The 25,911-nt window shown below is 73.4% G+C and carries 17 protein-coding genes, 1 tRNA gene and 1 riboswitch; of the genes, 8 read left to right on the top strand and 10 right to left on the bottom strand.

All coding sequences use genetic code 11. The annotated features are described in order from the left end of the window. Positions 1 to 484 precede the first annotated feature (484 nt). A complete protein-coding gene (locus ACF06X_RS29965) occupies positions 485 to 1,051 on the bottom strand; it encodes a MarR family winged helix-turn-helix transcriptional regulator (protein WP_392290424.1) in 567 nt (188 codons plus the stop codon). Positions 1,052 to 1,194: 143 nt separating this feature from the next. On the opposite strand from ACF06X_RS29965, the gene ACF06X_RS29960 reads away from it, so the two are divergent. Next, on the top strand, positions 1,195 to 2,469 hold the full coding sequence (locus tag ACF06X_RS29960; protein ID WP_392290434.1) for an MFS transporter: 1,275 nt from the start codon (positions 1,195 to 1,197) through the stop codon (positions 2,467 to 2,469). Here ACF06X_RS29960 and ACF06X_RS29955 read toward each other — a convergent pair. Together ACF06X_RS29955 and ACF06X_RS29950 are read right to left on the bottom strand one after the other, a co-directional pair. Continuing rightward, on the bottom strand, positions 2,466 to 4,118 hold the full coding sequence (locus tag ACF06X_RS29955) for a SpoIIE family protein phosphatase (protein ID WP_392290423.1): 1,653 nt from the start codon (positions 4,116 to 4,118) through the stop codon (positions 2,466 to 2,468). The genes ACF06X_RS29960 and ACF06X_RS29955 overlap by 4 nt on opposite strands. A 107-nt stretch (positions 4,119 to 4,225) precedes the next feature. Next, positions 4,226 to 5,542 carry an NAD(P)/FAD-dependent oxidoreductase gene (locus tag ACF06X_RS29950; protein WP_392290433.1) on the bottom strand — a complete coding sequence of 439 codons (1,317 nt, stop codon included), beginning with the start codon at positions 5,540 to 5,542 and terminating at the stop codon, positions 4,226 to 4,228. Between the two features lie 402 nt (positions 5,543 to 5,944). Here ACF06X_RS29950 and ACF06X_RS29945 point away from each other — a divergent pair, with 402 nt between their 5' ends. Together ACF06X_RS29945 and ACF06X_RS29940 are read left to right on the top strand one after the other, a co-directional pair. After that, a complete protein-coding gene (locus ACF06X_RS29945; RefSeq protein ID WP_392290432.1) occupies positions 5,945 to 6,721 on the top strand; it encodes a TetR/AcrR family transcriptional regulator in 777 nt (258 codons plus the stop codon). Between the two features lie 203 nt (positions 6,722 to 6,924). Beyond that, positions 6,925 to 8,907 carry a sigma-70 family RNA polymerase sigma factor gene (locus ACF06X_RS29940; RefSeq protein ID WP_392290422.1) on the top strand — a complete coding sequence of 661 codons (1,983 nt, stop codon included), beginning with the start codon at positions 6,925 to 6,927 and terminating at the stop codon, positions 8,905 to 8,907. On the opposite strand, the gene ACF06X_RS29935 is transcribed toward ACF06X_RS29940, so the two are convergent. Further along, positions 8,894 to 12,316, bottom strand: a complete 3,423-nt coding sequence (locus tag ACF06X_RS29935) for a BTAD domain-containing putative transcriptional regulator (protein ID WP_392290421.1) — start codon at positions 12,314 to 12,316, stop codon at positions 8,894 to 8,896. The genes ACF06X_RS29940 and ACF06X_RS29935 overlap by 14 nt on opposite strands. 142 nt (positions 12,317 to 12,458) lie before the next feature. Further along, positions 12,459 to 14,657: an asparagine synthase-related protein gene (locus ACF06X_RS29930; RefSeq protein ID WP_392290420.1), complete on the bottom strand. Its 2,199-nt coding sequence runs from the start codon at positions 14,655 to 14,657 to the stop codon at positions 12,459 to 12,461. A gap of 675 nt (positions 14,658 to 15,332) precedes the next feature. Between ACF06X_RS29930 and ACF06X_RS29925 the strand changes: the two genes are divergently transcribed. The 4 genes from ACF06X_RS29925 to ACF06X_RS29910 all read left to right on the top strand — a co-directional run bounded on the left by ACF06X_RS29925 (position 15,333) and on the right by ACF06X_RS29910 (position 20,291). After that, on the top strand, positions 15,333 to 16,814 hold the full coding sequence (locus ACF06X_RS29925) for an MFS transporter (protein WP_392290419.1): 1,482 nt from the start codon (positions 15,333 to 15,335) through the stop codon (positions 16,812 to 16,814). An 89-nt stretch (positions 16,815 to 16,903) separates the two neighbouring features. Further along, positions 16,904 to 18,088: an L-2-hydroxyglutarate oxidase gene (gene lhgO / locus ACF06X_RS29920; protein ID WP_392290418.1), complete on the top strand. Its 1,185-nt coding sequence runs from the start codon at positions 16,904 to 16,906 to the stop codon at positions 18,086 to 18,088. Positions 18,089 to 18,129: 41 nt separating this feature from the next. After that, positions 18,130 to 18,918: a tRNA (guanosine(46)-N7)-methyltransferase TrmB gene (trmB, locus tag ACF06X_RS29915; RefSeq protein WP_392290417.1), complete on the top strand. Its 789-nt coding sequence runs from the start codon at positions 18,130 to 18,132 to the stop codon at positions 18,916 to 18,918. A 68-nt stretch (positions 18,919 to 18,986) separates the two neighbouring features. Next, positions 18,987 to 20,291 (top strand): PrsW family intramembrane metalloprotease, encoded by a 1,305-nt coding sequence (locus ACF06X_RS29910; protein ID WP_392290416.1) that lies wholly within the window; start codon positions 18,987 to 18,989, stop codon positions 20,289 to 20,291. Between the two features lie 22 nt (positions 20,292 to 20,313). Here ACF06X_RS29910 and ACF06X_RS29905 read toward each other — a convergent pair whose 3' ends face one another. The 5 genes from ACF06X_RS29905 to ACF06X_RS29885 all read right to left on the bottom strand — a co-directional run bounded on the left by ACF06X_RS29905 (position 20,314) and on the right by ACF06X_RS29885 (position 24,686). After that, the gene (locus tag ACF06X_RS29905; protein ID WP_392290415.1) at positions 20,314 to 21,414 is read right to left on the bottom strand and encodes a M23 family metallopeptidase; all 1,101 of its coding nucleotides are present in this window, start codon (positions 21,412 to 21,414) and stop codon (positions 20,314 to 20,316) included. An 11-nt stretch (positions 21,415 to 21,425) separates the two neighbouring features. Then, positions 21,426 to 21,573, bottom strand: a riboswitch (cyclic di-AMP (ydaO/yuaA leader). A gap of 211 nt (positions 21,574 to 21,784) precedes the next feature. Further along, on the bottom strand, positions 21,785 to 22,873 hold the full coding sequence (locus ACF06X_RS29900; protein WP_392290431.1) for a PP2C family protein-serine/threonine phosphatase: 1,089 nt from the start codon (positions 22,871 to 22,873) through the stop codon (positions 21,785 to 21,787). A gap of 316 nt (positions 22,874 to 23,189) precedes the next feature. Next, positions 23,190 to 23,930, bottom strand: a complete 741-nt coding sequence (locus tag ACF06X_RS29895) for a MerR family transcriptional regulator (protein WP_392290414.1) — start codon at positions 23,928 to 23,930, stop codon at positions 23,190 to 23,192. A gap of 140 nt (positions 23,931 to 24,070) precedes the next feature. Continuing rightward, positions 24,071 to 24,144 (bottom strand) — tRNA-Met (locus ACF06X_RS29890). Positions 24,145 to 24,206: 62 nt separating this feature from the next. Then, entirely contained in the window at positions 24,207 to 24,686 is a 480-nt protein-coding gene (locus tag ACF06X_RS29885; protein ID WP_392290413.1) for a rhodanese-like domain-containing protein, read from the bottom strand. Between the two features lie 207 nt (positions 24,687 to 24,893). Between ACF06X_RS29885 and sigJ the strand changes: the two genes are divergently transcribed. Beyond that, positions 24,894 to 25,808 (top strand): RNA polymerase sigma factor SigJ, encoded by a 915-nt coding sequence (sigJ, locus tag ACF06X_RS29880; protein ID WP_392290412.1) that lies wholly within the window; start codon positions 24,894 to 24,896, stop codon positions 25,806 to 25,808. Positions 25,809 to 25,911 lie beyond the last annotated feature (103 nt).

Genomic DNA, 25,911 nt, shown 5'->3' with positions numbered 1-25,911 from the left:
ACGCTGTTGAGTTCTCAAGGAACGGACGCTTCCTTCGTACTCACCCTCTCGGGCTTTCCTCCGGGCTTTTCCCTTCGGTCTTTCGTGTTTCCAGCCTAGCAGATCCGTTTTCCGTTTCCGCCACCCGCTGGAGCGGGCTGCCGGTCTGTTCTTCGCTTTCGCGTTTCCCTTTCCGGCGGGTCCGACTCTATCAGATCCTTTCGGGCCCGATTCCCAGTCAGCGGGAGTTGTCTTTGCGGCTGTTGGGCCGTTCCGACGCTCAAACTCTAGCGGGTTCTCCCGGCGACTCATAATCGAGTCTTTCGAAATGAATTTCGGCATGCCGAAATTCGTCCCGGTCGGGAGGTCGTGCTGAGATGAGTTGCCGCATCAGCGGCGGGAGTGGCTGTCGCAGAACCGTTCCGGCCCCGTGACAACTCGGAGAACACTACGGATCACTCGGGGGTGTGTCAACCCCGCCCCCTCGGCCGCGAGTCGAGGTCCGTCAGTCGAGGTCCGTCAGGCGGCCGCCGGCGTCCGGCTGGGTGTGCTCGACCCGGCGGAGCAGGCGGATCAGCATCTCGCCGAGGAGGCCGCGCTCCTCGCTCGACAGGTCCTGGAGGAGCTCCTCCTCGAAGTCCGTCGCCATCCGCATCGCCTCGAGCCACTTCGAGCGGCCCTCGTCCGTGAGCTCCACGATCACCCGGACGCGGTTGTTCTCGTCGCGGTCGCGGGTGACGAGGCCCTCGCCCGCCATGCGGTCGATGCGGTGGGTCATCGCGGCCGGGGTGAGGCCGAGGCGCTTGGCCAGTTCGCCGGGGCCCAGGCGGTAGGGGGCGCCGGAGAGGACGAGGGTTTTGAGGACCTCCCACTCGGCGTTGCTGATGCCGAGGTCGGCGACCTGGCGGCCGTAGGCCACGTTCATCCGGCGGTTCAGCCGGCCGAGGGCGGAGACGACCTTCTCGACCTGGGGGTCGAGGTCACGGAACTCGCGCTGATAGGCCGCGATCTGCTCGTCGAGGCTCGGCTCCTGCGGGGAGCGTGCGCCGGACTGCTCGGGGGTGTCGGACATGCGGGGAGTATCCCACGGGAGCCGTTGGCGTTGAAGTCCTTCCATGTGTATCGTTAAGCATCGAACTTTAGTGTTGAAGTCTTCAGGGCTCAGGCCTACAAGCCTGAAGCCCTCTCTTGAAGTGGGTGAGTGTGACCAAGGCGATGGGTGCAGCGATGCGCCGGATCCAGGCAGGCAGCGCGCTGAGCGCGTTCGGACTCGGCTTCACCGTTCCGTACCTCTATGTGTACGTCGCCCAGGTTCGGGATCTGGGCGCGACCACGGCCGGCGGTGTGCTGGCCGTCTTCGCCATGGCCGCACTCGTCGTCCTGCCGTTCAGCGGGCGCGCCATCGACCGGCGCGGGCCCGTTCCCGTTCTCCTCGTGGCCGCCGTACTCGCCGCTCTCGGCGCGCTCGGCATGGGGCTCTCGGGCAGCGTGGCCGCCGTCGTGGGCTCCGCCGCGCTCCTGGGTGCCGGGACGGCCGTCATGCAGCCGGCGCTCGCGACGATGATCGTGTGGTGCTCGGAACCGGCCGGCCGGACCCGTTCCTTCGCGATGCAGTTCTTTCTGCAGAACCTCGGGCTCGGTATCGGTGGCCTGATCGGCGGGCAGCTGGTCGACGAGAGCCGGCCCGGCAGCTTCCTCCTTCTCTTCTCGATCGAGTCGGTGATGTTCCTGGTGCTCGGCGGGATCGTGCTCACCGTGCGGATGCCGGATTCCCCCGCCCTCCAGGGGGCTCGGCCCGCCGCGTCGAAGGGCGGCGGGGTCCGGGCGCTGCTCCGCCACAAGGCGATGGTGCAGCTCTGCGTCCTCGGCTTCGTGCTCTTCTTCGCCTGCTACGGGCAGTTCGAGTCGGGTCTCGCGGCGTACGGCACCGAGGCCGCCGGGATCGAGCCGTCGACGCTGGGCATCGCGCTGGCCGCCAACACGGCCGTCATCGTCTTCGCCCAGTTCGTGGTGCTGAGGTTCGTCGAGCGCCGCCGGCGCACCCGGGTGATCGCGGCCGTCGGTCTGATCTGGACCGTGGCGTGGGTGATCGCCGGGTACGCGGGGCTCGGGCACGGCAGCCAGACCATGGCGACCGCGGCCTTCATCTCCACGTACGCCCTCTTCGGGCTCGGTGAGGCGATGCTGTCGCCGACCGTGGCGCCGCTGGTGGCCGATCTGGCGCCGGAGGCGATGGTCGGGCAGTACAACTCGGCGTTCGCGCTGGTCAAGCAGCTCGCGCTGGCCGTCGGTCCGGCCGTGGGCGGGCCCATGGGGGCCGCGCTGCACGGGCCGTACATCGTGACCTTCGTGCTCTTCTCGCTCGGGATCACCTTCCTGGCCCTGCGGCTCGGCAAGCAGCTCACGCCGGCGCAGGACCAGCCGTCCCTGGCCGCGACCTCACGGGTGGTGGCGCAGCACGTGCCGGAGAAGCAGACGGCCGCCGCCTAGCCGGCGGGGCTGGTCCGGGAGGGCTGGTCCGGCAGGGCGAACTCGCACCAGACCGCCTTGCCGCCTCCCGGCGTCCGGCGGCTGCCCCAGGACGAGGCGATCGTCGCGATGATCGAGATCCCGCGGCCCGCCTCGTCCTCCGTCTCCGCCCTGCGGCGGCGCGGCAGATGGTCGTCCCCGTCCGTGACCTCGATGATCAGGCGACGGTCGGTGCGGCGCAGGCGCAGCCGCATCGGCGGGGTGCCGTGCTTGAGGGAGTTGGCCACCAGCTCGCTGGTGGCGAGCACGCCCAGGTCCCGCAGTTCGACCGGGAACCGCCAGCTGGCCAGCACCCCGGACGCGAAGGCACGCGCGCGTGGCGCGGCCTCCACGCCGCCGAGGAGTTCCAGGGCGGCGTTGTGGAAGAGCTCGGCGTTGGCTCCCGTACGGGCGGGGTGCTGGACGACCAGGACCGCCACGTCGTCGTCGTGCTCGGCGGTCACGCCGAGCGAGCGCAGCAGCCGGTCGCAGACGACCTGCGGGGTGCCGAGCGCGCCGGACAGGGCGCGCTCCAGGGCGGCGACGCCCTCGTCGATGTCCTCGCGCCGGCGTTCGACCAGGCCGTCGGTGTAGAGGACGGCGGTGGAGCCGGGGGGCAGGGCGATCGTGCCGGAGGTGTGGAGCCAGCCGCCGGTGCCGAGCGGGGGGCCTGTTGGGTCCTCGGCGCGGCGCACCGAGCCGTCCTCGTCTCTGACGAGGATCGGGAGGTGGCCGGCCGACGCGTAGACGAGCCTGCCTTCGTTCGGATCATGGACCGCGTAGACGCAGGTGGCGATCTGGCTGGCGTCGATCTCGGCGGCGAGGCCGTCGAGGAGCTGCAGCACTTCGTGCGGGGGCAGGTCGAGGCGGGCGTAGGCGCGGACGGCGGTGCGGAGCTGGCCCATGACGGCGGCGGCGCGCACGCCGCGCCCCATCACGTCGCCGATGACGAGTGCCGTCCGTCCCGCGCCGAGGGTGATGACGTCGTACCAGTCGCCGCCGACGGCCGCGTCGGTGCCGCCGGGCTGGTACGTGGCGGCGATCCGCAGGTCGTCGGGCTGCTCCAGCTCCTGCGGGAGCAGGGAGCGCTGGAGGGTGACGGCGGTCTCGCGGTGCCGGCGCTCGCTGGCCCGGAGCCGCTCGGCGGCCTCGGCGTGGTCGGTGACGTCGGCGGCGTGCACGAGGACGCCGCCGCCGTCGAAGCGCGGGGAGTCGACGGGGAGGCAGGTGACGGTGTACGAGCCGCCGTCCTGGGTCTTGCGGGACTTGACCGTGCGGGGCTTGCCGCTGCGCAGGACCTGGTCCATGAGGGGCAGCAGGCCCAGTTCGTGCGCCTCGGGGCAGGCGTCGGCGACGGTCGCCCCGGCGGGGCGGGGGCCGAAGGCGGCGGCGTACGCGTCGTTGACGTACGCGATGCGGTGGTCGGGGCCGTGGGCGAGCGCGACCAGGCCGGGGAGACGGCCGATGATCTCCCGTACGGAGAAGTCCTCCAGGGTGGGGATCTCCTCGGACGGGGGCTCCAACTGCTGCTCGTACTCCCCGCGGGCCGCGGGCACGGAGCCTTCGGTCCCCCGCGCCGCCGTACGGCGCTGTGTGCCGGGGAGCCGGGCGCTCCAACGGGTGAAGTTCACGGATCTGTATGCCTCGTGGTGTCGTCGGCCGTGCTGAGTCACTCTGTGCAGGTGTGAGCCCACCTATGGTCACACGTCCAGTGTGACGGACCGCACTGACATCGGTGTCAGGCGGACGTCGGGCCGTTCTTGGGCGGCGGGGGTGCGGCGGCGAGTTCGAACTCGGCGCGTGGGTGTTCCAGCGATCCGAGCGAGACGATCTCGCGTTTGAAGAGGCCGGAGAGGGTCCACTCCGCCAGGACGCGGGCCTTCCGGTTGAAGGTCGGGACGCGGCTGAGGTGGTAGGCGCGGTGCATGAACCAGGCCGGGTAGCCCTTGAGCTTACGGCCGTAGACATGTGCCACGCCCTTGTGGAGGCCGAGGGAGGCGACCGAGCCGGCGTATGCGTGGGCGTATTCCTTGAGCGGCTGTCCGCGCAGGGAGGCGGTGATGTTCTCGGCCAGGACCTTGGTCTGGCGTACGGCGTGCTGGGCGTTGGGGGCGCATTCGCGGCCGGGTTCTCCGGCCGTGATGTCGGGGACGGCGGCCGCGTCTCCGGCCGCCCAGGCGTGTTCGACGCCCTCGACGGTGAGTTTCGCCGTGCACTTGAGGCGGCCGCGTTCGTTGAGCGGCAGGTCGGTGGCGGCGAGGAGGGGCGCGGGCTTGACGCCGGCCGTCCACACGACGGTGCGGGTGGGCAGGCGGGTGCCGTCGCTGAGGACGGCCACGCGGTCCTCGCAGGATTCGAGCCGGGTGTCGAGCCGTACGTCGATGTTGCGGGCGCGCAGCTCGCGGATGGCGTACCGGCCCATCTCCTCGCCGACTTCGGGCAGGATCCGGTCGGTCGCCTCGACGAGGACCCATTTCAGGTCCTGGGGCTTGATGTTGTGGTAATACCGCGCGGTGTAGCGGGCCATGTCCTCCAGCTCGGCGAGCGCCTCTACGCCGGCGTAGCCGCCGCCGACGAAGACGAAGGTGAGGGCGGCGTCGCGCAGGGCCGGGTCGCGGGTGGAGGAGGCGATGTCCATCTGCTCGATGACGTGGTTGCGCAGTCCGATGGCCTCTTCGACGGTCTTGAAGCCGATGCCGTAGTCGGCGAGGCCGGGGATGGGCAGGGCGCGGGAGATCGAGCCGGGTGCGATGACGAGTTCGTCGTAGGTGAGCTGGATGTTCCCGGTGCCCTCCTCCTCGGTGGCGAGGGTGGAGAGGGTGGCCGTGCGCTTCGCGTGGTCGACGGCGTGGACCTCGCCGATGACGATCCGGCACCTGCCGAGGACGCGCCGGAGCGGCACGACGACATGGCGGGGCGAGATGGATCCGGCCGCGGCCTCGGGGAGGAAGGGCTGGTACGTCATGTACGGCTCGGGCGTGACCACCACGATCTCGGCGGCACCGCTTCTGAGCTCGGCCTTGAGCTGCCGCTGCAGGCGCAGCGCGGTGTACATCCCGACGTAGCCACCGCCGACAACGAGAACGCGCACAGGTTCGGTCACTGTCCCATGACGCAACGCCGTCCGGGGTTTGTCCACAGGCCCGGCAAATTGTGTGACCGGCGGAGCGCGGGGGCGTGGGGTGGCGCGCGAGGGGGGCGCGGCGGGAAGTGCCCAGGTCAGAGCCAGCGTGGGGGACGTGGTGGGGGGTCAGAATCGGGAGAGTTCCGGTCCTTGCTCCGATCGGGGGGCGCACCGGACGGAACTCCCCCTTCTGAATTGACCCCGACTCAACTATGTTCGTACCTCGTCGGGGTATCGGATGGCAGCGCGTGGACCAGAGCGCGGGCCGGACCGGAGCCCCGTGTCAGGGCGGGGAAGTCTCCGGGGGGAGACATCATGAGCGGGGGAACGCTTATGCACATGCGGGATTCGCGTTGGCAGACGGCTGTCGGGACGGCGGACGGCTCGGTCGACGGACGTACGGGAGCGGCGACGGCGATCGGCCGGTCGGCACCGCTGCGCGTGGACGCGCAGCGCAATCTGGAGCATGTCCTGCGCGCCGCGCGCGAGGTCTTCGGCGAGCTCGGTTACGGGGCGCCGATGGAGGACGTGGCGCGCCGCGCCCGGGTCGGCGTGGGCACGGTCTACCGCCGGTTCCCGAGCAAGGACGTGCTGGTGCGCCGGATAGCCGAGGAGGAGACCTCCCGGCTGACCGAGCAGGCCCGCACGGCCCTCGGGCAGGAGGAGGAGCCGTGGTCGGCGCTCTCCCGGTTCCTGCGGACCTCGGTGGCCTCGGGTGCGGGACGGCTGTTGCCGCCGCAGATACTGCGCGTGGGTGTGGACGACAGCGTCCTCGTCGACGCGGTGACGCCGGCGTCGCGGAGCGGCGAGGACGAGGCGCGGGTGCCGCACCAGCGGGGCTTCGCCGACCAGGCCGAGCCGCGGGTGGTCGCACCGCGCGCGGTGCCGGGGGCCGAGCAGGACGACGCCGGGGCGGCGGAGCTCCTGGAGGTCGTCGGGCGGCTGGTCGACCGGGCCCGTGCGGCGGGTGAGCTGCGGCCGGACGTGACCGTGGCGGACGTCCTTCTCGTCATCGCCACGGCGGCGCCCGCGCTGCCGGACGCGGCGCAGCAGGCGGCGGCCTCGACCCGGCTCCTCGACATCCTTCTGGAGGGTCTGCGGTCCCGGTAGCGACGGGTTCCGGGGCGCGGAGGGCGGCGGATCGGCGGTCCGGGCGGGCCCCGGAGCATGCCACGAACGGGCGAGCGGTTACGCCCGGATACGGGAAGTCGCCCCGGACGAGTGGTAAGTGGACGCGTGGGTTCGGCACGCGATCTCCCTGTGGCACTCTTGGCCGGTGTTCGGGTCTGAGCGTGCGTACGGGGGCTTGCGCGATGAGCGGTGACGGTCGTGACGAGCCGCTGAGCAGCGGGGGTGCCGCGGAGACCGGGGGCCTGCCCTTCCAGCAGGTACCGAGCCAGGGCGGCCCCCAAGGCTCCTCCGGCGCACAAGCCGCACCCGGCGCTCCCGGCGCGCCCGGCGCTCCCGGCGCTCCCGGCGACGGGAGCGCTCCGCCGGACCCGAGCGTGCCGCAGCAGCGTGACCCGGACGCCGACGTGACCGGGACCGTACTGCCGCCGCCGCGCGAACTGCCGCCCGCCGACGCCGATCTCGTCCAGCTGATGCGGGACGGCGACGACAGCGCGTACGAGGAGCTGTTCCGCCGGCACTCCGAGGCCGTGCGGCGGTACGCCAGGACGTGCTGCCGCGACGCGCACACCGCGGACGACCTGACCGCGGAGGTGTTCGCCCGCACGCTCCAGGCGGTACGGGGCGGGGCGGGGCCCGAGCACGCCGTCCGCGCCTATCTGCTGACCACGGTGCGGCGGGTGGCCGCGAACTGGACGAGGACCCAGAAGCGGGAACACCTGGTCGAGGACTTCGCGGTGTTCGCCGCCCAGGCCTCCCGTATGTCCGAGGTCTCCGACCGCACCGAGTCGTTCGGGGCGGGCCTGGACCTCGGCGCCGACGTCCGGGCGATGCACGAGGCCGAGCAGTCGCTGGCCCTGCAGGCTTTCCGCTCGCTGCCCGAGCGGTGGCAGGCCGTGCTGTGGCACACCACCGTCGAGGAGGAGTCGCCGAGCGACGTCGCCCCGCTGTTCGGGCTGACCGCCAACGCGACCGCGGTGCTCGCCAGCCGGGCCCGCGAAGGCCTCAAGCAGGCCTACCTCCAGGCCCATGTCAGCCAGTCCCTCACGGCCGGCGGCGACTGCGCCCGCTACGCCGACCGGCTCGGCGCCTACGCGCGCGGCGGGCTGCGGATGCGGGCCGAGCGCGGACTGCGCAAACACCTGGAGGAGTGCGCCAAGTGCCACCTCGCCGCCGGTGAGCTGGCACAGGTCAACGCGGGCATCCCCGCGCTGCTGCCGATCGCCGTCATCGGCTGGTTCGCCGCGGGCTACTCGCTCAAGGCCGCCGGCGCGGTGGCCGGCGGAGTCGCGGGCGCGGCCGGAGCCGGCGCCGCCGCGGCCACGGGCGCCGGTTCGTCGAGCACGGCGGGTGCCTCGTCCGCCGCCGCGGCCGAGGGTCTCGCCGCCCCCGCCAAGGCCGGCCTCGCCGCCGCGGTGGCCGTCGCCGCGACCGCCGGCCTGGTGTGGGCGTTGTCCGGCGACCCGCAGCCGGTCGCGAAGCCCGCACCGACGCCGTCGGCCGTCGCCCCCTCCGTACCGCCGGAGCCGACACCGCCGCCGAAACCGAGACCCACACCACCGCCGGCCCCGGCCCCTCCCGCCCCCATCCCGGAACCGAAGCCGACCCCGCCGCCCCCGAAACCCACACCGAAACCGAGCCCCAAGCCGACCCCGCCCCCGCCGGCGCCCGAGCCGAAGCCGACGCCCAGCCCGTCGAGGACCGTGCCGAAGCCGCCGCCCCCCGCTCCGGCCGTCTACCAGGTCAACCGGCTCGACTACGGCGTCCTCGGCGACGGCACCAAGCCCGAGGTACGCCTCGGTGACAGCAGCTGGATGTGGGCGCGCGACGGACTCTCGATCGGCGGCACTCCGTACGCGCACGGCGTGAGCGTGCACGCGCCGTCCTCGCTCACCATCGACCTCAACCGCCGGTGCGCCGCCTACGACGCGATCGTCGGCATCGACGACCTCAGCGCGCCGCTCGGGGTCGGCGGCGTCCGCTTCTCCGTCTACGGGGACGACGAACGGCTCTGGCGCTCCGAGGTGGTCAGGCCCGGCGACCCGGCGATCCCCGTGCACGTGCCGCTCTCCGGGCGGAGGACGGTCCGGCTGGTGGTGGAGGAGCACACGCCGTTCGGACGGGCCGCCGTCGCGGACTGGGCGCAGTCGCGGATCAGCTGCGCCTGAGCGACGGCGGCGGGACCGCCCGCACGGACTGGGCGGTCGTCGCGCTCGCCGGCCCCGGCGCGGGCGTCGCGGGCGTCGCGGGCGTCGCGGGCGTCGCGGTCGTCGCGTAGGACTCCGCCAGGGCGACCACCTCGCCGATGCCGAGGTGGGCGCCGGAGGCGTACGCGGACGTGACGGCCTCCTCGCCCAGTTCGGTACGGGCCCGGGCCAGCAGCGCCTCCACCTCGTGACGTTCCGGCACCGCGCGCGGGGTGCCGGCGCGCCAGGTGTCGACGGCGGACACGATCCGGACGGCGAGCGGGAGTTCGCCGTCCAGAGCGAGCGCGGACGCCACTCCGTCGGCCAGGTGCGCGCTGAAGAAGTCGGCGCAGTGCGCCTCCCACGCGACCCGCAGGGCGCCGGCCGCCGCCGCGACCGCCGCCGCGCCCCCGCCCTCGTGCGCCATGACCCGGGCCTCGCAACCCGCCATCACCGCCTGGAAGTGCGGCGGCGGAGTGCCGGTGACGACCAGCCGGCCCGCCTCCTCGAGCCGGTCGCGCGCGCCCCGCACATCGCCGCGGTACAGGGCGATCGCCGCGCGCATGAGACAGACGAACGTCTGCGTGTCGTGGACGTGATGGCGCGCGGCCTCCGCCGACGCCTCGTCCAGGCCCCGCTCGGCGGCCTCCATGTCTCCGGCGCGGTAGGAGAGTTCGGCGAGGCGGGCGATCAGGAACGGCGCCTCGGCGTGGGCGCCGACCTCGCGGGCGAGGCCGAGGGCCTCCTCGTACGCCTCACCCGCCTCCTCGTACCGGCCCCGCATCATGTTCGCCTCGGCGGCGGCACTCGCCACCTGGGCCCGCATCCAGCGGTCGCCGACCCTGCGGGACAGGACGCGCAGCTCGGCGAGGTCCTCGTCGACGCCGGTCATCCCGCCGGGCATGTCGACGACCATGTGCGTACGGAACATCAGGCTGACGCCGATCTCCCACTCGCCGCCGTGCTCGCGGCAGTTCGCCACGGAGGCGTCGAGCATCGCGCGGACCTCGGACGGCTTCTCGGTGAGGTACGCCGTGAACGGCCACAGGAACCCCGGGAAGTACGCCGACTGGGGCCCGCGGTGGCCGCCGAACGCGTCCCGCACCCGCCGTACCAGCGCGGCGGTCCCGGGGTCGTCGTGGAGGTCGCCGACCGTGCGGCTCTCCGCCGCGAGGAAGAACTGCAGCATGCGCAGCCGCATGCGGGGCCAGTAGCGGGCGTCGTCCGGATCGTCGGGGTCCGTGCCGATGCGGACGGTGCGCTCGACCCAGGACAGGCCCTCGACGCGGTAGTTGCGCAGCCACCAGAACCAGCCCATGGCGAAGACCAGTCGGTGGGCGGCGGGCTCGTCCGGCGCGGTGACGACCGTGCGGTGGAGGGCGGCGCGGATGTTGTCGAGGTCGGTCTCGATCCGCCGGATCCAGGGGAGCTGTTCGCCGGAGCGGAGTCGGGGCTCGGCCTCCTCCGCGAGGGCGGTGAAGTGGGCGGTGTGGGCGGCCTCGGCGGCGGCGAGCAGGGCGGGGGTCTCGGCGGCGCGCTCCACGGCGTACTCGTGGATGGTCTCCAGGAGCCGGTAGCGCATCTCGCCGTCGTCGGTGGGTGAGGCGACGACGAGGGACTTGTCGACCAGCGCGCCGAGGGTGTCGGCGGTGTTCGGGACGGCACCGTCCGTCGCGGCGGACGCGAGGGCTTCGGCGGCGGCGAGGTCCCAGCCGCCGGCGAAGACGGACACCTGGCGCAGCAGCGTCCGCTCGTCGGGTTCGAGGAGGTCCCAGGACCAGTCGACGACGGCGCGGAGGGTCTGCTGGCGGGGCAGGACGGTGCGACTGCCGGAGGTCAGGAGAAGGAAGCGGTCGTCGAGCCGGTCGGCGATCTGGCGTGGGGTGAGCAGGCGCAGGCGGGCGGCGGCCAGCTCGATGGCGAGCGGGAGGCCGTCGAGACGGCGGCAGATCTCGTCGACGGCCGCGATGTCGTCGGCGAGGTCGAAGCCGGGGCGTACGGCGCGGGCGCGTTCGGCGAAGAGCCGGTGGGCGGGGTCGGGCGGCAGGGGTTCGACCGGGCGGACCGCCTCGCCGGGGACGCCGAGGGGTTCGCGGCTGGTGGCCAGGATGCGCAGGCGAGGGCAGTGGGTGAGGAGGGTCTCGGCGAGGGCGGCGGCCGCGTCGATGACGTGCTCGCAGTTGTCGAGGACGAGGAGGAGGGAGCGGTGGGCGAGGTGTTCGACGAGCTGGGCGGTGGGGTCGTCCTGGAGGGGCTGGCCATCGCGGGTGATCAGATGGATCTCCCGGAGGCGGAGGGCGGAGAGGACGGCGCCCGGGACGGCTTCGGGGTCGTCGAGCGGGACGAGTTCGACGAGCCAGGCGGGGGCGGTGTCCGGGCGGGCGCCTGGGCGGGTGCCGGGGCTGGCGCCGGGACTGGTGCCGGGCCGCGGGCCGGGGCGGGCTTCTGGGGAGGTGCCGGGCCGCGGGCCGGTGTGGGCGCCGGGCTGGGCGCCTGGGCGGGTGGAGGCGGCGGCCGCCTCCTCGGCGAGGCGGGTCTTTCCGGAGCCGCCGGGGCCGGTGAGGGTGACGAGGCGCGAGTGGCTGAGGTCGACCTGGAGGGCGGCGAGTTCGGGTTCGCGGCCGACGAAGGAGGTGAGGCGGGGCCGGATGTTTCCCGTCTCCCGCGGTTCCGGGGGCGGCTGGAGCAGCTCCCGGTGGAGAGCGGCCAGCTCGGCGCCCGGATCGGCGCCGAGCCCTTCGGCGAGAGCGCGGCGCGCGTCCTCGTAGGCGGCGAGGGCGTCCGCCTGCCGGCCCTCGTCCCGCAGGGCCCGTATGAGGTGGGCGCGGAAGCCTTCGTCGTACGGGTACGCGGCGGTGAGCTCGGTCAGCTCCGGTACGAGCCCGTCGACGGCGCCGCGCCGCAGGTCGGCCTCGATCCGCTGCCGTACGGCGGCGAGTCGCCGGGATTCGGGGCCCACGCGCGCGTGCTCGGGGAGATCGGCGAGCGCGGGGCCGCGGAAGAGGCCGAGGGCGGTACGGAGGAGGGTGGCGGCGGTCTCCGGGTCTCCGGCGTCGAGGCGGGCGCCGGCGCCGCGGACGTGGCGCTCGAAGACGTACACGTCGACGTCGTCGGGGTCGGCGACGAGCCGGTAACCGGGGCCCGGCGTCGACTCGACGGCCTCCCGCCCGATCGCGCGGCGGAGGCGGCCGACGAGGGCCTGGAGGGCCGCGGGGCCGTCGTGCGGGGGTTCACCGTCGTACACGTCGTCGAGGAGGTCGGTGACGGCGACGGGGCGGCCGGGGCGGAGCGCGAGTGCGGCGAGCAGCGCGCGCAGCCGGGCGCCGCCGAGGGGGAGGGGGTTGCCCTGGGGGTCGAGGACCTGGCTGACGCCGAGGATGAGGTACCGCACGGGAGCCATTGTCCCTGGGGCCCGTACCGTCCGCCCGGAGATTTCCCCCCGGTCACAACTCAGCGGTGTCGAGCTCGAAGCCGAGGGGGTGAGGAAAGGGGGTGGGGAAGCGGCACGGGCGTCCCCGGCTTGTGGCCGGCCCTCACGCCGGGAGCGAGCGCCGTGAGGAGGGGATCAGGGGGCCCGGGACGGCCCGTTGGCGGGGGGCCTCGCTGCCGGTCCAGCAGCTGCCGCGGCGGGCGAGGAGGCGGCGGAGCCAGAGTTCGGTGGAGACGAGGTCGGCGATGCCGTCCAGGGGGACCGGTTCGCCCTCGGAGGCCGATCGCAGGGCCTTGCGGACCACGCGCGCCTCGATCAGGCCCGCGTCGGCGAGGAGCGGGGCGTCGAAGAGGGCCATGAGGTCTGGGAGGGCGGCGCGCAGGCCCGCGCGGGAGGCCGAGGCCGGGACGGCGGTGTTCGGGGCGCCCCAGCCCGGCGGCAGGTCGTGGATGCCCGCGCCCGCGAGGACCGTGCGCAGGACGTTCGCCCGGGCGTCCGGCTGGACCCGCAGCGATTCGGGGAGGGCCCGGCAGGCCCGTACGACCTGGTTGTCCAGGAAGGGCGCGTGCAGCCGCTGGCTGCGGATCTCCGCCGCCTGTTCCAGGACGCGGTGGTCGCTCGCCGCCCGGGCGAGCGCCGCACGCGCGCGTGCCTCCCCCGGCCGCTGCACCGAGGTCGGCAGGGTCGCCGCCCGGTTCAGGCGAACCGATACTTCAGCGAGCGCCTCGCCCGTCAGCCAGCGGGCTGCGGGCCCCGGTCGGGACCAGGTCAGGGCCGAGAGCGACGCCTCCAGCGGGCCGAAGGCCCCGGGGGCCGGACGGTTGGCCTCGAGGAGCCCGGCCGCGGCCGCCTCCAGTCCCGTGCGGTACGGGGTACGGGCGAGGCGGCGCGCCGCGCGGTAGACGGTCAAGGGGACGAGGAGAGAGCCCGCCGACGGGCCGGTGGCCTTCGCGAGCGCCGCCACGGGACGCACCAGCGACCTGCGCCGCCGGTCCATCAGCAGGTCCGCGAGGCGCGCGGGGTGCGCGTCCAGGACCTGGCGGGCCCCCAGGCCCGTGAAGTGGTCCGCACTGCCCCCGGCGAGGCGCCGCCGGTGCCGGTCGGCGACCACGAGGGAGGGTCCCGGTTCGTCGGTCAGCGGCCCGTCGAGCTCCGCGTACGGGAGCGCCTCCTCGCCCGCCGCGACGACCACATGGTGCAGCCGGGGGTTCGCCGCGATCGCCCGGGCCCGCTCCAGCTCCTCCTCGCGGCCCGAACCCTCCCGCGTCGCCAGGTCGTTGAACGTGACGGCGAGCAGCCGCTCCCCGGCGCCCGTGCCGTGGCCCAGGATCGTCCCGGGAACGCCCGGGAGGCCGGCCGCCAGCAGGGCGAGCGTGCCCGAGGCGCTGCCGCCGGACAGGTCCGCCCCGATGCCGGGGGCGGGGCCGCCGCCCCGGGCCGCCCGCCGCTCGGCGGGCCCCATGCCCGGGACGGGGCCGGGGTCCGGCAGCGGCGACTCCGGCGCGTGCCGGGGCGCGGTGAGCCGGGCCCGTACGGCGTCGACCAGCGCGTCCCGTACGCCTTCCACCGCCCGTCTCGGTTCGATCTCGGCCGCGGCGACCGCGAGCGAGGCCACCGCTTCGTACCCGGTGATCTCGCGCGAGCCCTCGCGCAGGATCAGCGCGTGGCCGGGCGGCACCCGCTTCACACCCTCGTACGGCGTGGAGTCGCGCAGCGCCTCCGGGCTCTCCGGGCAGGCGAGCAGCGCCGCCAGGTGCCCGATGTCGAGCTGGGCCTCGACGAGGTCCGCCAGGGGCAGGGCGGCGGTGGCGTACGCCGTGCCGTTCGCCCAGGGGGTGTGGAACACCGGCCGGGCGCCCGCCAGATCGCCGGTGACGGTGATCCGGCGGCCGACCTGGACGACGGCGGTGTAGCTGCCGGCCCAGGCGGTGAGATGGCGCAGGGCGCCGCCGCGCGCGGTGAGGAGCCCGACGCGCAGCTCCTCGTCGCTCGCGGCGCAGCACCCCAGGACGGCGAGGCGGGTGTGGGCGTCGACGGCGATCACGCGGACCTCGTCGGGGCGCCAGTCGCCGACCGCCCAGAGCGGATCGGGGTCACCCCAGAGCAGCTGCGCGCCCACCGGTTGCACCGTGCGCCCCTCGGACGCCGGCCCGCCCACGGCGCCGGCCATGGAGCCGGTCATGGAGCTCGCGTGGCCACCCGCGAAGCCGCCCGCCGCACCGCCCGCGGCACCGGCCGAGCCCCTGGCGCCGGCCTTTCCGAAGCTCGCGGCGACACTGCTCCAGCCCACCAGCCATCGCATCGGCGCCTCCACGTAGTTCAGTGGAGGAACATGCTGCCACGACAAGAGCGCACAGGCGGGGCTCCGGGGTCGCACACGCGAAAGGCGAATGCGCCCCTGGCATTGGCCAGTTGAAGCCGATACGACAACCGTCGTCATTCGGCCAATCTCGGCGACGTCCGGGACCATCGGCAGTCCGGGAGGCGCTCTTCGCCTCCCGGAGCCGTCCGCCGCCCTCGGGGAGGGGGGCGACGGTGTCCCCCAGCCCACCGGCCAACAACCGGCGGGCCGACCCACGCGGCACCCATGGAAGCGCTCCCCCGGTCGGCCGGGCGAGAGCGCACGGCCGGGCGCACGGCCACACGGGCGGAGCACGCGTCACCGGCCGCACCCGAGGTCCGCGCCGCGCGCCGGGCGGCGGCCGAGCCGTGTACCAGGCGACGGCCGGCCTTCGCGCCGGGTGACTCGCCCGGCGTGCGCCACCCGACGCCACCCCACCCCGAGGCCGCCCCGGAGACCGCTCCGACCGACGCCTCTACGCCAACCGTCGCCCATCCGTCTGTTCACACAACAATCCCGCCATACGGAACTCCGCCCCTTAACGGTAGGGATGCGGCGAACTACGCTGTGTTTACGAATGCCGCACGCCTATGCCCGGCGTCGTGGCGGCCGTTCGGGTTGTCGAGGGGTGGCGTCATGTCCAGGGAGCAACGCGGGCCGAACGAAAAGCTCGGCACGGTTCTCGCCCTCGCGGGAATCAGCAACGCCGGTCTCGCCCGGCGCGTCAACGACCTCGGGGCGCAGCGCGGGCTGACGCTCCGCTACGACAAGACGTCGGTGGCCCGCTGGGTGTCGAAGGGCATGGTGCCGCAGGGCGCCGCCCCGCATCTGATCGCCGCCGCGATCGGCCAGAAGCTCGGCCGTCCCGTGCCGCTGCACGAGATCGGGCTCGCCGACGCCGACCCGGCGCCGGAGGTCGGCCTCGCCTTCCCCCGCGACGTGGGCGAGGCGGTCCGCTCGGCCACCGAGCTGTACCGGCTGGATCTGGCGGGCCGGCGCGCCGGCGGTGGCGGGATCTGGCAGTCGCTGGCCGGCTCCTTCGCCGTGAGCGCGTACGCCACCCCCGCGTCCCGCTGGCTGATAACCCCCGCCGACTCCTCCGTGGAGCGCCTGGTGCGGCGGCCCGGCGGCGCCCCCGGACCCGTCCCCGGAGCGGCCGGCCAGGACGAGCCCGCCGAGGGGCCGGAGACCGGGAGCCACGCGCGCGTGGGGCACAGCGACGTCGCCAAGCTCCGCGAGGCCGCCGAGGACGCCCGCCGCTGGGACTCCAAGTACGGCGGCGGGGACTGGCGTTCCTCGATGGTGCCGGAGTGCTTACGCGTCGACGCCGCACCCCTGCTGCTGGGCGCGTACTCCGACGAGGTCGGCCGGGCCCTGTTCGGCGCGACGGCCGAACTGACCCGGCTGGCCGGCTGGATGGCCTTCGACACCGGCCAGCAGGAGGCCGCCCAGCGCTACTACATCCAGGCGCTGCGCCTCGCCCGCGCCGCCGCCGACGTCCCGCTCGGCGGTTACGTCCTCGCCTCCATGTCCCTCCAGGCCACCTACCGCGGCTTCGCCGACGAGGGCGTGGACCTCGCCCAGGCCGCCCTCGAACGCAACCGCGGGCTCGCCACCGCCCGCACCATGTCCTTCTTCCGGCTCGTCGAGGCCCGGGCCCACGCGAAGGCCAACGACGGTGCGGCGGCCGCGGCCGCGCTGAAGGCCGCCGAGGGCTGGCTGGAGCGCTCGCGCGAGGGCGACCCGGACCCGACCTGGCTGGGCTTCTACTCGTACGACCGGTTCTGCGCCGACGCCGCCGAGTGCTACCGCGACCTCAAGGCCCCGCGCCAGGTGCGCCGCTTCACCGAGCAGGCGCTGTCCCGGCCGACGGAGGAGTTCGTCCGCTCGCACGGACTGCGGCTCGTCGTCTCGGCGGTCGCCGAGCTGGAGTCGGGCAACCTGGACGCGGCCTGCGCGGCGGGCACGCGCGCGGTGGAGGTGGCGGGGCGCATCTCGTCCGCCCGCACCACCGAGTACGTACGGGATCTCCTGCACCGGCTCGAGCCGTACGGCGACGAGCCGCGGGTCATGGAGCTGAGGGAGCGGGCCCGGCCGCTGCTGATGGCCCCGGCGTGAGACGTGTCCCACCGGCGTGACGCGTGTCCCACCAGGTTTAGCGGCATTGTCAGTGGGCCAGTGCACTATCGGGGTGGGAGGTGGCGCTGGTGTTTGACTGTGACGTGCTCGTGATCGGCGGTGGGATCGTCGGTCTGTCGACGGCGTACGCCCTGACCCGCGCCGCGCCCGGCACCCGCGTCACCGTCCTGGAGAAGGAGCCCGGCCCGGCCCGCCACCAGACGGGGCGGAACAGCGGAGTCATCCACAGCGGCATCTATTACCGGCCGGGTTCCCTGAAGGCCCGCTTCGCCGTCGCGGGCGCCGCCGAGATGATCAAGTTCTGCGCGGAGTACGACCTTCCGTACGAGGTCACGGGCAAGCTGATCGTCGCCACCGCGCGCGAGGAGCTGCCCCGGCTGCACGCCCTGGTGCAGCGCGGCCGGGAGAACGGCATCCCGGTGCGGGAGCTGGGGCCCGCGCAGATCAGCGCGTACGAACCGAGGGTGCGGGGCCTCGCCGCGATCCACGTCGGCACCACCGGCATCTGCGACTACGGAGCGGTGGCGGCCCAGCTCGCCGAGTCCTCCGGCGCCCGGATCCTGTACGGCTCCGAGGTCACCGCGATCGACCGGCGGTCGTGGGGCGTCGCGGTCCGCACGGCGGCCGGGACGGTGGTGCGCGGGCGGGTCATGGTGAACTGCGCGGGGCTGCACTGCGACCGGGTGGCCCGGCTGGCCGGCGACGACCCGGGCATGCGGATCGTCCCCTTCCGCGGCGAGTACTACGAGCTGGCGGACCCCTCGCTCGTCCGCGGCCTGGTGTATCCGGTCCCCGACCCGGCGTTCCCGTTCCTCGGCGTCCATCTGACCCGCGGCATCGACGGCGGCGTCCACGTGGGGCCGAACGCGGTCCCGGCCCTTGCCCGCGAGGGGTACGGCTGGTCGGTCGTCCGGCCCGGCGAGCTCGCGGGGACGCTGAGCTGGCCCGGTTCCTGGCAGATCGCCCGGGAGCACTGGCGGTACGGAGCCGGTGAGCTGCGGCGCTCGCTGTCGAAGCGGGCCTTCACCGAGGCGGTGCGCAAGCTGCTGCCGGTGGTGGAGGAGTCCGGGCTGCGCCGGGCGCCCGCGGGCGTCCGCGCCCAGGCCGTCCTGAGGGACGGGACGCTGGTCGACGACTTCCTCATCCGCGAGGCGCCCCGCACGGTCCACGTCCTGAACGCCCCGTCCCCCGCGGCGACGGCGAGCCTCCCGATCGGCCGGGAGGTGGCGTCGAGGGCCCTGGCGCGGCTGTGACCCGGGCGGGCACCCGCCGGGCCCCGTAGAATCGGGTCATTGTGTCTGAGTCTCGAGAAACCGCCACGCACCCCGCCGTCGAGCCCGTCGTCGCCCAGCGGGGCAGCAGCAGGTTCGCCGAAGGGGAAGGTCCCCTGCCCGATCCCGCCGGGTCGCACTACGAGCGGCGGATCCGCAGCTTCCAGCCCCGCCGCAGCCGCGTCACCACCAGTCAGGCGGAGGCGCTGCTCAAGCGTTGGCCCGACTGGGGCCTCGACATCGACGGCAAGCGGGTCCTCGACCTGGACGAGATGTTCGGCGGGCTGCCCGTCGTCCTGGAGATCGGCTTCGGCATGGGCGAGGCGACCGCCCAGATGGCCGCCGCCGACCCGGGCACCGGCATCCTCGCCGTCGACGTCCACACCCCCGGCCAGGGCAATCTCCTCGGCCTCGCCGACCGGGGCGGGCTCGAGAACGTCCGCGTCGCCAACGGTGACGCGATCATCCTGCTGCGCGAGATGCTCGCCCCCGAGGCACTCGACGGCTGCCGCGTCTACTTCCCGGACCCCTGGCCCAAGAAGCGCCACCACAAGCGGCGCCTCATCCAGCCCGAGTTCCTCACCCTGCTCGCGACCCGGATGAAGCCCGGCGCCGTCCTGCACTGCGCCACCGACTGGGAGGAGTACGCCGAGCAGATGCTCGAGGTGCTCACCGCCCACCCCGACTTCGAGAACACCCAGGCCGACGGCGGCTACGCGCCCCGACCGGCCTTCCGGCCCCTCACCCGCTTCGAGGGACAGGGCCTCGACAAGGGTCACGTCGTGCACGACCTGCTTTTCCACAGGAAGTAACCCGGCCTTTTCCACAGGAAAGAGAACTCCCTCGCGGGGTGTCAGTACGGCTCGTTAGGGTCGCTTACGTGTCGAACCCCGTACCCGTCCCCGCCCGGGACACCGAGGAGCCGGTCTTCACCGCCGTGCCCGACCGCGCGCAGTGGCGCTACAAGCCGCGGCGCGCCTTCTGGCGCAGCAAGGTGGTCCGGGCCGTCGCCGTGATCACGCTCCTCGCGCTGTGCGCCCTGGTGATCCTCGCGCTGGTACGGGAGGAGACGGGCACCGAGGGCTTCCTCGTCGGCCTCGGTCTTGCCGTCCTGCCGGTGCCGCTGCTGATGGCCGCGTTCCGCTGGCTCGACCGGGTCGAGCCGGGTCCGTGGAAGAACCTGCTCTTCGCCTTCGCGTGGGGCGCGTTCGCCGCCGCGCTCGTCGCACTCACCGCCAACACGTTCGCGGTCCGCTGGATAGCGGCCTCCACCGCCGACCCCGCCTCCGCGGACACGCTCGGCGCCACCGTCGTGGCGCCGGTCGTGGAGGAGAGCGCGAAGGCGGCGGCCGTGCTGCTGCTCTTCCTCTTCCGCGGACGGGACTTCACCGGTCCGGTCGACGGCGTGGTCGTCGCCGGCTTCACCGCCACCGGTTTCGCCTTCACCGAGAACATCCTCTATCTCGGCAGGGCCTTCGGGGAGGACCAGGAGTTCGGCTCCTCGGGCCTCGGCTCCTTGACCGCCGGGACCTTCTTCGTACGGATCGTGATGTCGCCGTTCGCGCATCCGCTCTTCACCGTGCTCACCGGCCTCGGCTTCGGCTTCGCCGCCCTCGCCGCCCGCCGCAGGCGCGTCCGCCGGATCCTGCTGCCGCTGGCCGGCCTGGTCCTCGCCATGGGCATGCACGCCCTGTGGAACGGCTCGGCGGTCTTCGGCGGTTGGGGCTTCCTGGTGGTCTACGGCATGTTCATGGTGCCGGCCTTCGCCCTGCTGACCTGGCTGGCGATATGGAGCCGGCAGCGCGAGCTGCGGACGATATCCGGGCAGCTCCCGGCGTACGCGGCGGCCGGCTGGCTCTCCCCCGCCGAACCGCTCGCCCTCTCCTCCATGCGGGCCCGCTCGCTGGCCCGCGACTTCGCGGCCCGTACGTACGGCCGGCCGGCCGCCACCGCCGTCGGGGAGTACGAAGCGTTCGCCACGACCCTGGCGTTTCTGCGCCACCGGGCCCAGCGCGGCGCGGCGGGCCCCGACTTCACCGCCCGCGAGCAGGAGCTGCTCCACCACCTGTGGCAGCGCAAGCCGGTCGCCTCGCCCGCGCTCACCTACGCGGCGCGGGCGACGGGCCAGGTGTGGGCGCCGCCGCAGTACCTCGACTACGGCGGCTACAACCCGTACCGCAGTTAGGGCTTCACCGGGCCGGTGCCCGTCAGACGGTGAGGCCCTTGTCGCGCAGCCAGGCCGCCGGGTCCACGCCCTCGCCGCCCGCGGTGTGCACCTCCAGGTGCAGGTGCGAGCCGGTCACGTTGCCGGTCGCGCCCACGCGGCCGATCGTCTCGCCGGTGCCGACCGACTGGCCCACGCCGACCGTCATCGAGGACAGGTGGCAGTACCAGATCTCCGTACCGTCCTCCAGCTCCAGGACGATGCGGTAGCCGTACGCGCCGGACCAGCCCGCCGACTTGATGGTGCCGCCGTGGACGGCCTTGACCGGGGTACCGCTGCTCGCCGCGAAGTCGAGGCCGGTGTGGTAGCCGGAGGACCACATGGAGCCGGACTGGCCGAAGGTGGAGGAGATGTAGTACGAGGAGGTGGGCATGGCGTAGCTCGCGGCGAGCTTGGCCAGGCGCTCCGCCTCGGCCTTGGCCGCCGCCTCCTCCTCGGCCTTCTTCTTGGCCTCGGCCGCCGCCTGCTCGGCCGCGGTCGCCTTGGCGGCCGCTTCCGCCGCGGCCTTCTCGGCCGCCGCCTTCTCCGCGGCGGCCTTCTCGGCGGCGTCGGCGGAGGCCTGCTGCTGCTCGGCCTGCTGGAGGATGCGGGCGCGCAGCGCCTCGCCGGCGTCGGCGGTGGACGAGGCGGCGGACACGGGGGTGGCCGAGCCGTCCGACACCCCCGTCGCCTCGGCCGGGAGGGCGAGGGAGGCGGTGAGCGGCTGGGGGTTGTTCGTGCCCGAGTCCGGGTCCGTGCCCTCGTCGCCGTCGGAGATCAGCTCGCCGACGCCCGGGAGATCGGAGGCTTGCGGGAGGCCGAGGTCGGGAAGGGATATGGAGACCGGCGGCTTGTCCTGCGCGGTGGCCATGCCGCCCGCACCGACAGCCGCGATGACACCGACGCCGAGGACGGTGGAGGACCGGGCGAAGTTGGAGCGCTGCTTCACGACACGGTGACGTCCGCCGGAGCGGGACTGCTGGCGGAGGGAATCCTCGGTGGGGTTCCACTCCCCCCACGTCGTCGCGTCGTCGTCCGTCCCGGCGGCACCCGAGGCACCGAACGCATGGAAGGGGGCTTCGGGGGCAGGGGTGTTGGACGCCACGGAGGCGTACTCCTTTCCTTCCTTCTCGCCTACCGGGTTAGCTGACGGGTTCGGAGCAGGAAGGTCTCCTACGAGCGCTGCCGCACGGGTGCGGAAGGGCCCGATTCACCCCAAGTGGTGGTTCCCCGGTTCCTCTTCAGGATTCGGCGCACGCGCACGGTGCCGTCTCTTGCGACGGCTGGGACGACCGCGCTGCGTTATCGAACGTTAATAGACGCGAGGGCCTGATTCCAAGCCGTTCCGGCTGATCGTTCAAGAGATTAAGGTGCTATACACCGATTTGACCATCCTTCAGTAAACACGCGCCGAACACCGTAGAACTGACGGTGTGTCAATTGTTATCGCAGCGGTACTCCGCCACTACGGATGGTCACGGCACCACGGGCATCGTCCGGCGCCGTTCCGGCTGCCCCACCGCCGGCCGGCTCACCGCGAGCAGCGCCATGTCGTCGGTCGCACCTCCGCCCGTGTACCGGCGGACGTCGTCGACGAGCGCGTCCAGCAGCTCCTGGGGGCCGGGGAAGATCCGCCCGGCGAGACGCTCGGCCGGGTCGTAGAACTCCCCCCGCGCGTTGCGGGCTTCGGACAGCCCGTCTGTGTAGAGGAGCAGCGTGGCCCCCGGCGGGTAGGGGGACTCGTCGGCCCGGTCCGGCCAGGCGGCCAGTTCGCCCATGCCGAGCGGCAGGGCGGCCTCGCTCGGCGCCAGAAGCTCCAGGCCTCCGTCCGCGTACAGCAGCAGCGGCTCCGGATGGCCGCGGTTGACCACCCGTACGAGCCCGTCGCCGCGCGGGATCTCCGCGAGGACGGCGGTGGTGAACCCCTCGACGGCGTCCAGGCCGTCGCGGCGCGTTCCCTCCCGGGTCAGCGCGCGCTCCAGTCGCTGGGCGACGCCCTCCAGCGTCGACTCCTGCTCGGCCGCCTCCCGGAAGGCGCCGATGACGACGGCGACCGCCTCGACGGCGTCGAGACCCTTGCCCCGGACGTCGCCGACCACGAGCCGTACCCCGTAGGGCGTGTCCTGGACGGCGAACAGGTCACCGCCGATGAACGCGTCGGCCTGCGCCGCCTCGTACCGGGCCGCGACCTGCAGCCCGCCGATCCGCTCGGCGGGCGTGGGCAGTACGGCCTTCTGGGCGGTCTCCGCGATCACCCGGGCCGAGGCGAGCCGCTGGCCGCTGCGCCGCACGACCCGGTTGATGAGGAGCGCGAGGGCGGAGACGGTGACGACGGTGAGTGTCTCGGTGAGGGCGGGGACGTCCGTGGTGGTGTCGTTGTAGAAGTGCAGCCCGACCCCTGCGAGCACGGCGGCGATGCCGGTGAGCAGCGTGGTCAGCATCGAGAAGAAGGGGGCCGCGACGAGCGGCGCGGCCGAGAACATCGGGGCGGCCGTGTAGGCGGGCGGGGTGGCGAGGTCGAAGACGACTCCGCCCAGGATGATCAGCGGAGGCAGGGCTTTCAGGAACCGCCGGGCGCGCTCGACCTGCGCGGGCGTGCGCCCGTTGGGCCCGGGACCCTGACTCTGGCCCTGGCCCGCACTCCGGCCCGCGCCCTGGCCCGCACTCCGGCCCGCGCCCTGGCCCGTCTCCCGCCGACCCTGCCCGTGCCCCTGCCCCACCTGTGCTCTCCTGCCCGGTCCCGGTCCGTACACGGCGACGGACGGTACCGCGCCCTTCCCAGGGTGGAGGCCGCCGCGCCGGGCGGCCACCCCCGCTGGCCCGAGTGGGCTACGGAACGGCCCCTGGCCCCCGGCCCCGGCAACCGGCCCCGCCCCCCTCTTACAGGTTCCGCTCCGCGTAGACCTTCATCGCGTCGCGGACGAGCACCGCCGTACCCTCGCCGTGCTTGTCGTAGTTCACGGTGAAGCGCGGGTCGTCGACGTACATCCGGCCGAGGCCGATGACGTACTCCTTCGCCGGGGTCGTCGTGATCGACAGCCACTCGATGTGGCGCCGGGTGATCGCCTGGACCTCCTCGCTGTCGGCCGAGAGGCCCTCCCGCGCGGCGCGGGCGAAGTCGCGGGCGATGCCGGCCTGCTGGTCCATGAATGCCTGTTTCCGCTCGGCGTCGAGCGAGCGCCACCAGCGGTCGCCCTTCTCGTACGCGTCGCGGCCCCAGCGCTCGGTGACCTCCTTCTCGTACCGCGTGTGATCGAATCCGTCGAACATTTCGTCGGCCATGAGCTCTTCTCCGTTCTCCGTCTTGTGGAGAGTGGTCCGCACGGCGTCGATCTGCCGTCCGATCCGCTCCCGCTCCTGTTCGAGCAGGAGGAGATGGGTGCGCAGGGCGGCGGAGGTGTTCCGCTGCCCTTCGAGGACCTCGGCGATGGCGGGCAGGGAGAGCCCGAGCTCGCGCAGCAGCAGAATCCGCTGCAACCGCACGAGCGCCGCCTGGTCGTAGTACCGGTAACCGTTGGCGCCGATCCGGCTGGGCTCCAGCAGGCCGAGCTCTCCGTAGTGCCGGAGAGTGCGGCTGGTGGTGCCGGCCTTCCTGGCGATCTCCTGGATCGACCACTCCATGGCGAGAACGCTAAATCTTGACGTTGCGTAAAGGTCAAGCGACGTAAAGGCCGAGCGACGTAAAAGGCCGAGCGGAGTGTTCCGGGACACGACGAAGGCCCGGATCCAATGACTGGATCCGGGCCTTCGCTGCTACTGAGTAGCGGGGACAGGATTTGAACCTGCGACCTCTGGGTTATGAGCCCAGCGAGCTACCGAGCTGCTCCACCCCGCGTCGGTGAATATGACCTTACGGCATGGGGAGCGGATCCCCTAATCGGTTTTTCGGGCATCGCCTCAGCAGCCGCAGTCCTCGGCGTCGACCGGGGCGGTGAGCGGGTCGGCGTCCTTCTTCTCCGGGCCCTCCCACGTCTCGTACGGGAAACCCTCGCGGACCCAGTACTCGAATCCGCCGAGCATCTCCTTCACCTGGTAGCCGAGCTGCGCGAGGGCGAGCGCGGCGCGCGTGGCGCCGTTGCAGCCGGGGCCCCAGCAGTACGTGACGACCGGCACGGACTTGTCGAGCAGCTGCTCGGCCTGCTCGGGGATGAGCGCGGTCGGCAGGTGGATCGCGCCGGGGACGTGGCCCTGGTCCCAGGAGGCGGTGGAACGGGAGTCGAGGACCACGAAGCCGGGGTCGCCGTCGGCGGCGATGGCGGCGGCGACGTCGGAGACGTCGGCGTGGAAGGCGAGGCTGGCGGAGAAGTAGGCGGCCGCGGCGGCGGGAGCGGCCGGCGGGGTGCGAAGTACGGCGTTGACCTGCGTGGTTGTCGTCATGCATGAAAATCTACGGCCGAAGATCACGATGCTGAAGGGGCAATCCCCGGCACCGGAGCCGATCGGCCGGGAAAACACGGGCGTTCGACGAGGGGCGGCGGGGATCTCACGACGCGGACGGTCACATCGCGACGCCGTCCTCCGTCATACCGGAGGACGGGAAATCGACGGGAACAACCGGCAGGAATCAACGAGGGAGAGGCACCGATGGACGAGAAGGAGCTCCTGGCCGAGCGCTTTCAGGCCGACCGCACCCATCTGAAGGCGGTCGCCTACCGGATGCTCGGCTCACTGAGCGAGGCCGAGGACGCCGTCCAGGAAGCGTGGCTCAAGCTCAACCGCTCGGACGTCGGCGACGTACGGAACCTCAGCGGCTGGCTGACGACCGTCGTCGGCCGGGTGTGCCTGGACATGCTCCGCTCGCGCTCCTCGCGCCGCGAGGACCCGCTGGAGTACTACGTCCCCGATCCGGTGGTCCGGGGGGCGGGCACCGTCCGCGACCCCGAGGAGGAGGCGCTGCTCACCGACTCGGTGGGTCTTGCGCTGCTCGTGGTCCTGGAGACGCTGGGCCCGGCGGAGCGGCTGGCGTTCGTCCTGCACGACATGTTCGCGGTGTCCTTCGACGAGATCGCCCCGATCGTGGACCGCACCCCGGCCGCGACGCGCCAGCTCGCCAGCCGGGCCCGCCGCCGCGTCCAGGGCGCGGCCCCGGCCCCCGCACCGGACGTCACCCGTCAGCGCGAGGTGGTCGACGCCTTCATGGCGGCCTCCCAGGGCGGCGACTTCGAGGGCCTGCTCGCGGTCCTCGACCCGGACGTGGTCCTGCGCGCGGACGGCGGCCGACTGCTCGCGGCGGCCTCGAAGCTCGTCCGCGGCGCCGGGGCGGTCGTCGAGCAGGCCCTCACCTTCGCCCGCTTCCGCCGCGCCTACCGCACGGTCCTGGTCAACGGCGCCCCCGGCATCGTCTCCCTGGTGGACGGTCGCCCGGCGGGCCTCATGGCCTTCACGGTCGTGGACGACCGCATCGTGGAGATCCAGATCCTGGCGGACCCGGAGCGCCTGGCGAACCTGCTCCCGGCGGAGATGGCGAACGAGGCGCACGAGGCGGACGAGGACCGCTGACTGTCGACCGCTGACCGTCGACCGTCGACCGTCGACCGACAGGTGTTGCCGTTTCCCCGGTGACCGCGAGGGCCGCATCGACCGCGGCCGGAATCGAGCCACA

This window comes from Streptomyces sp. NPDC015346, assembly GCF_043078785.1.
Taxonomy (GTDB): domain Bacteria; phylum Actinomycetota; class Actinomycetes; order Streptomycetales; family Streptomycetaceae; genus Streptomyces.
The sequence above is the reverse complement of the archived record's forward strand: the minus strand, read 5'-3'. Positions and strand labels throughout refer to the sequence as shown.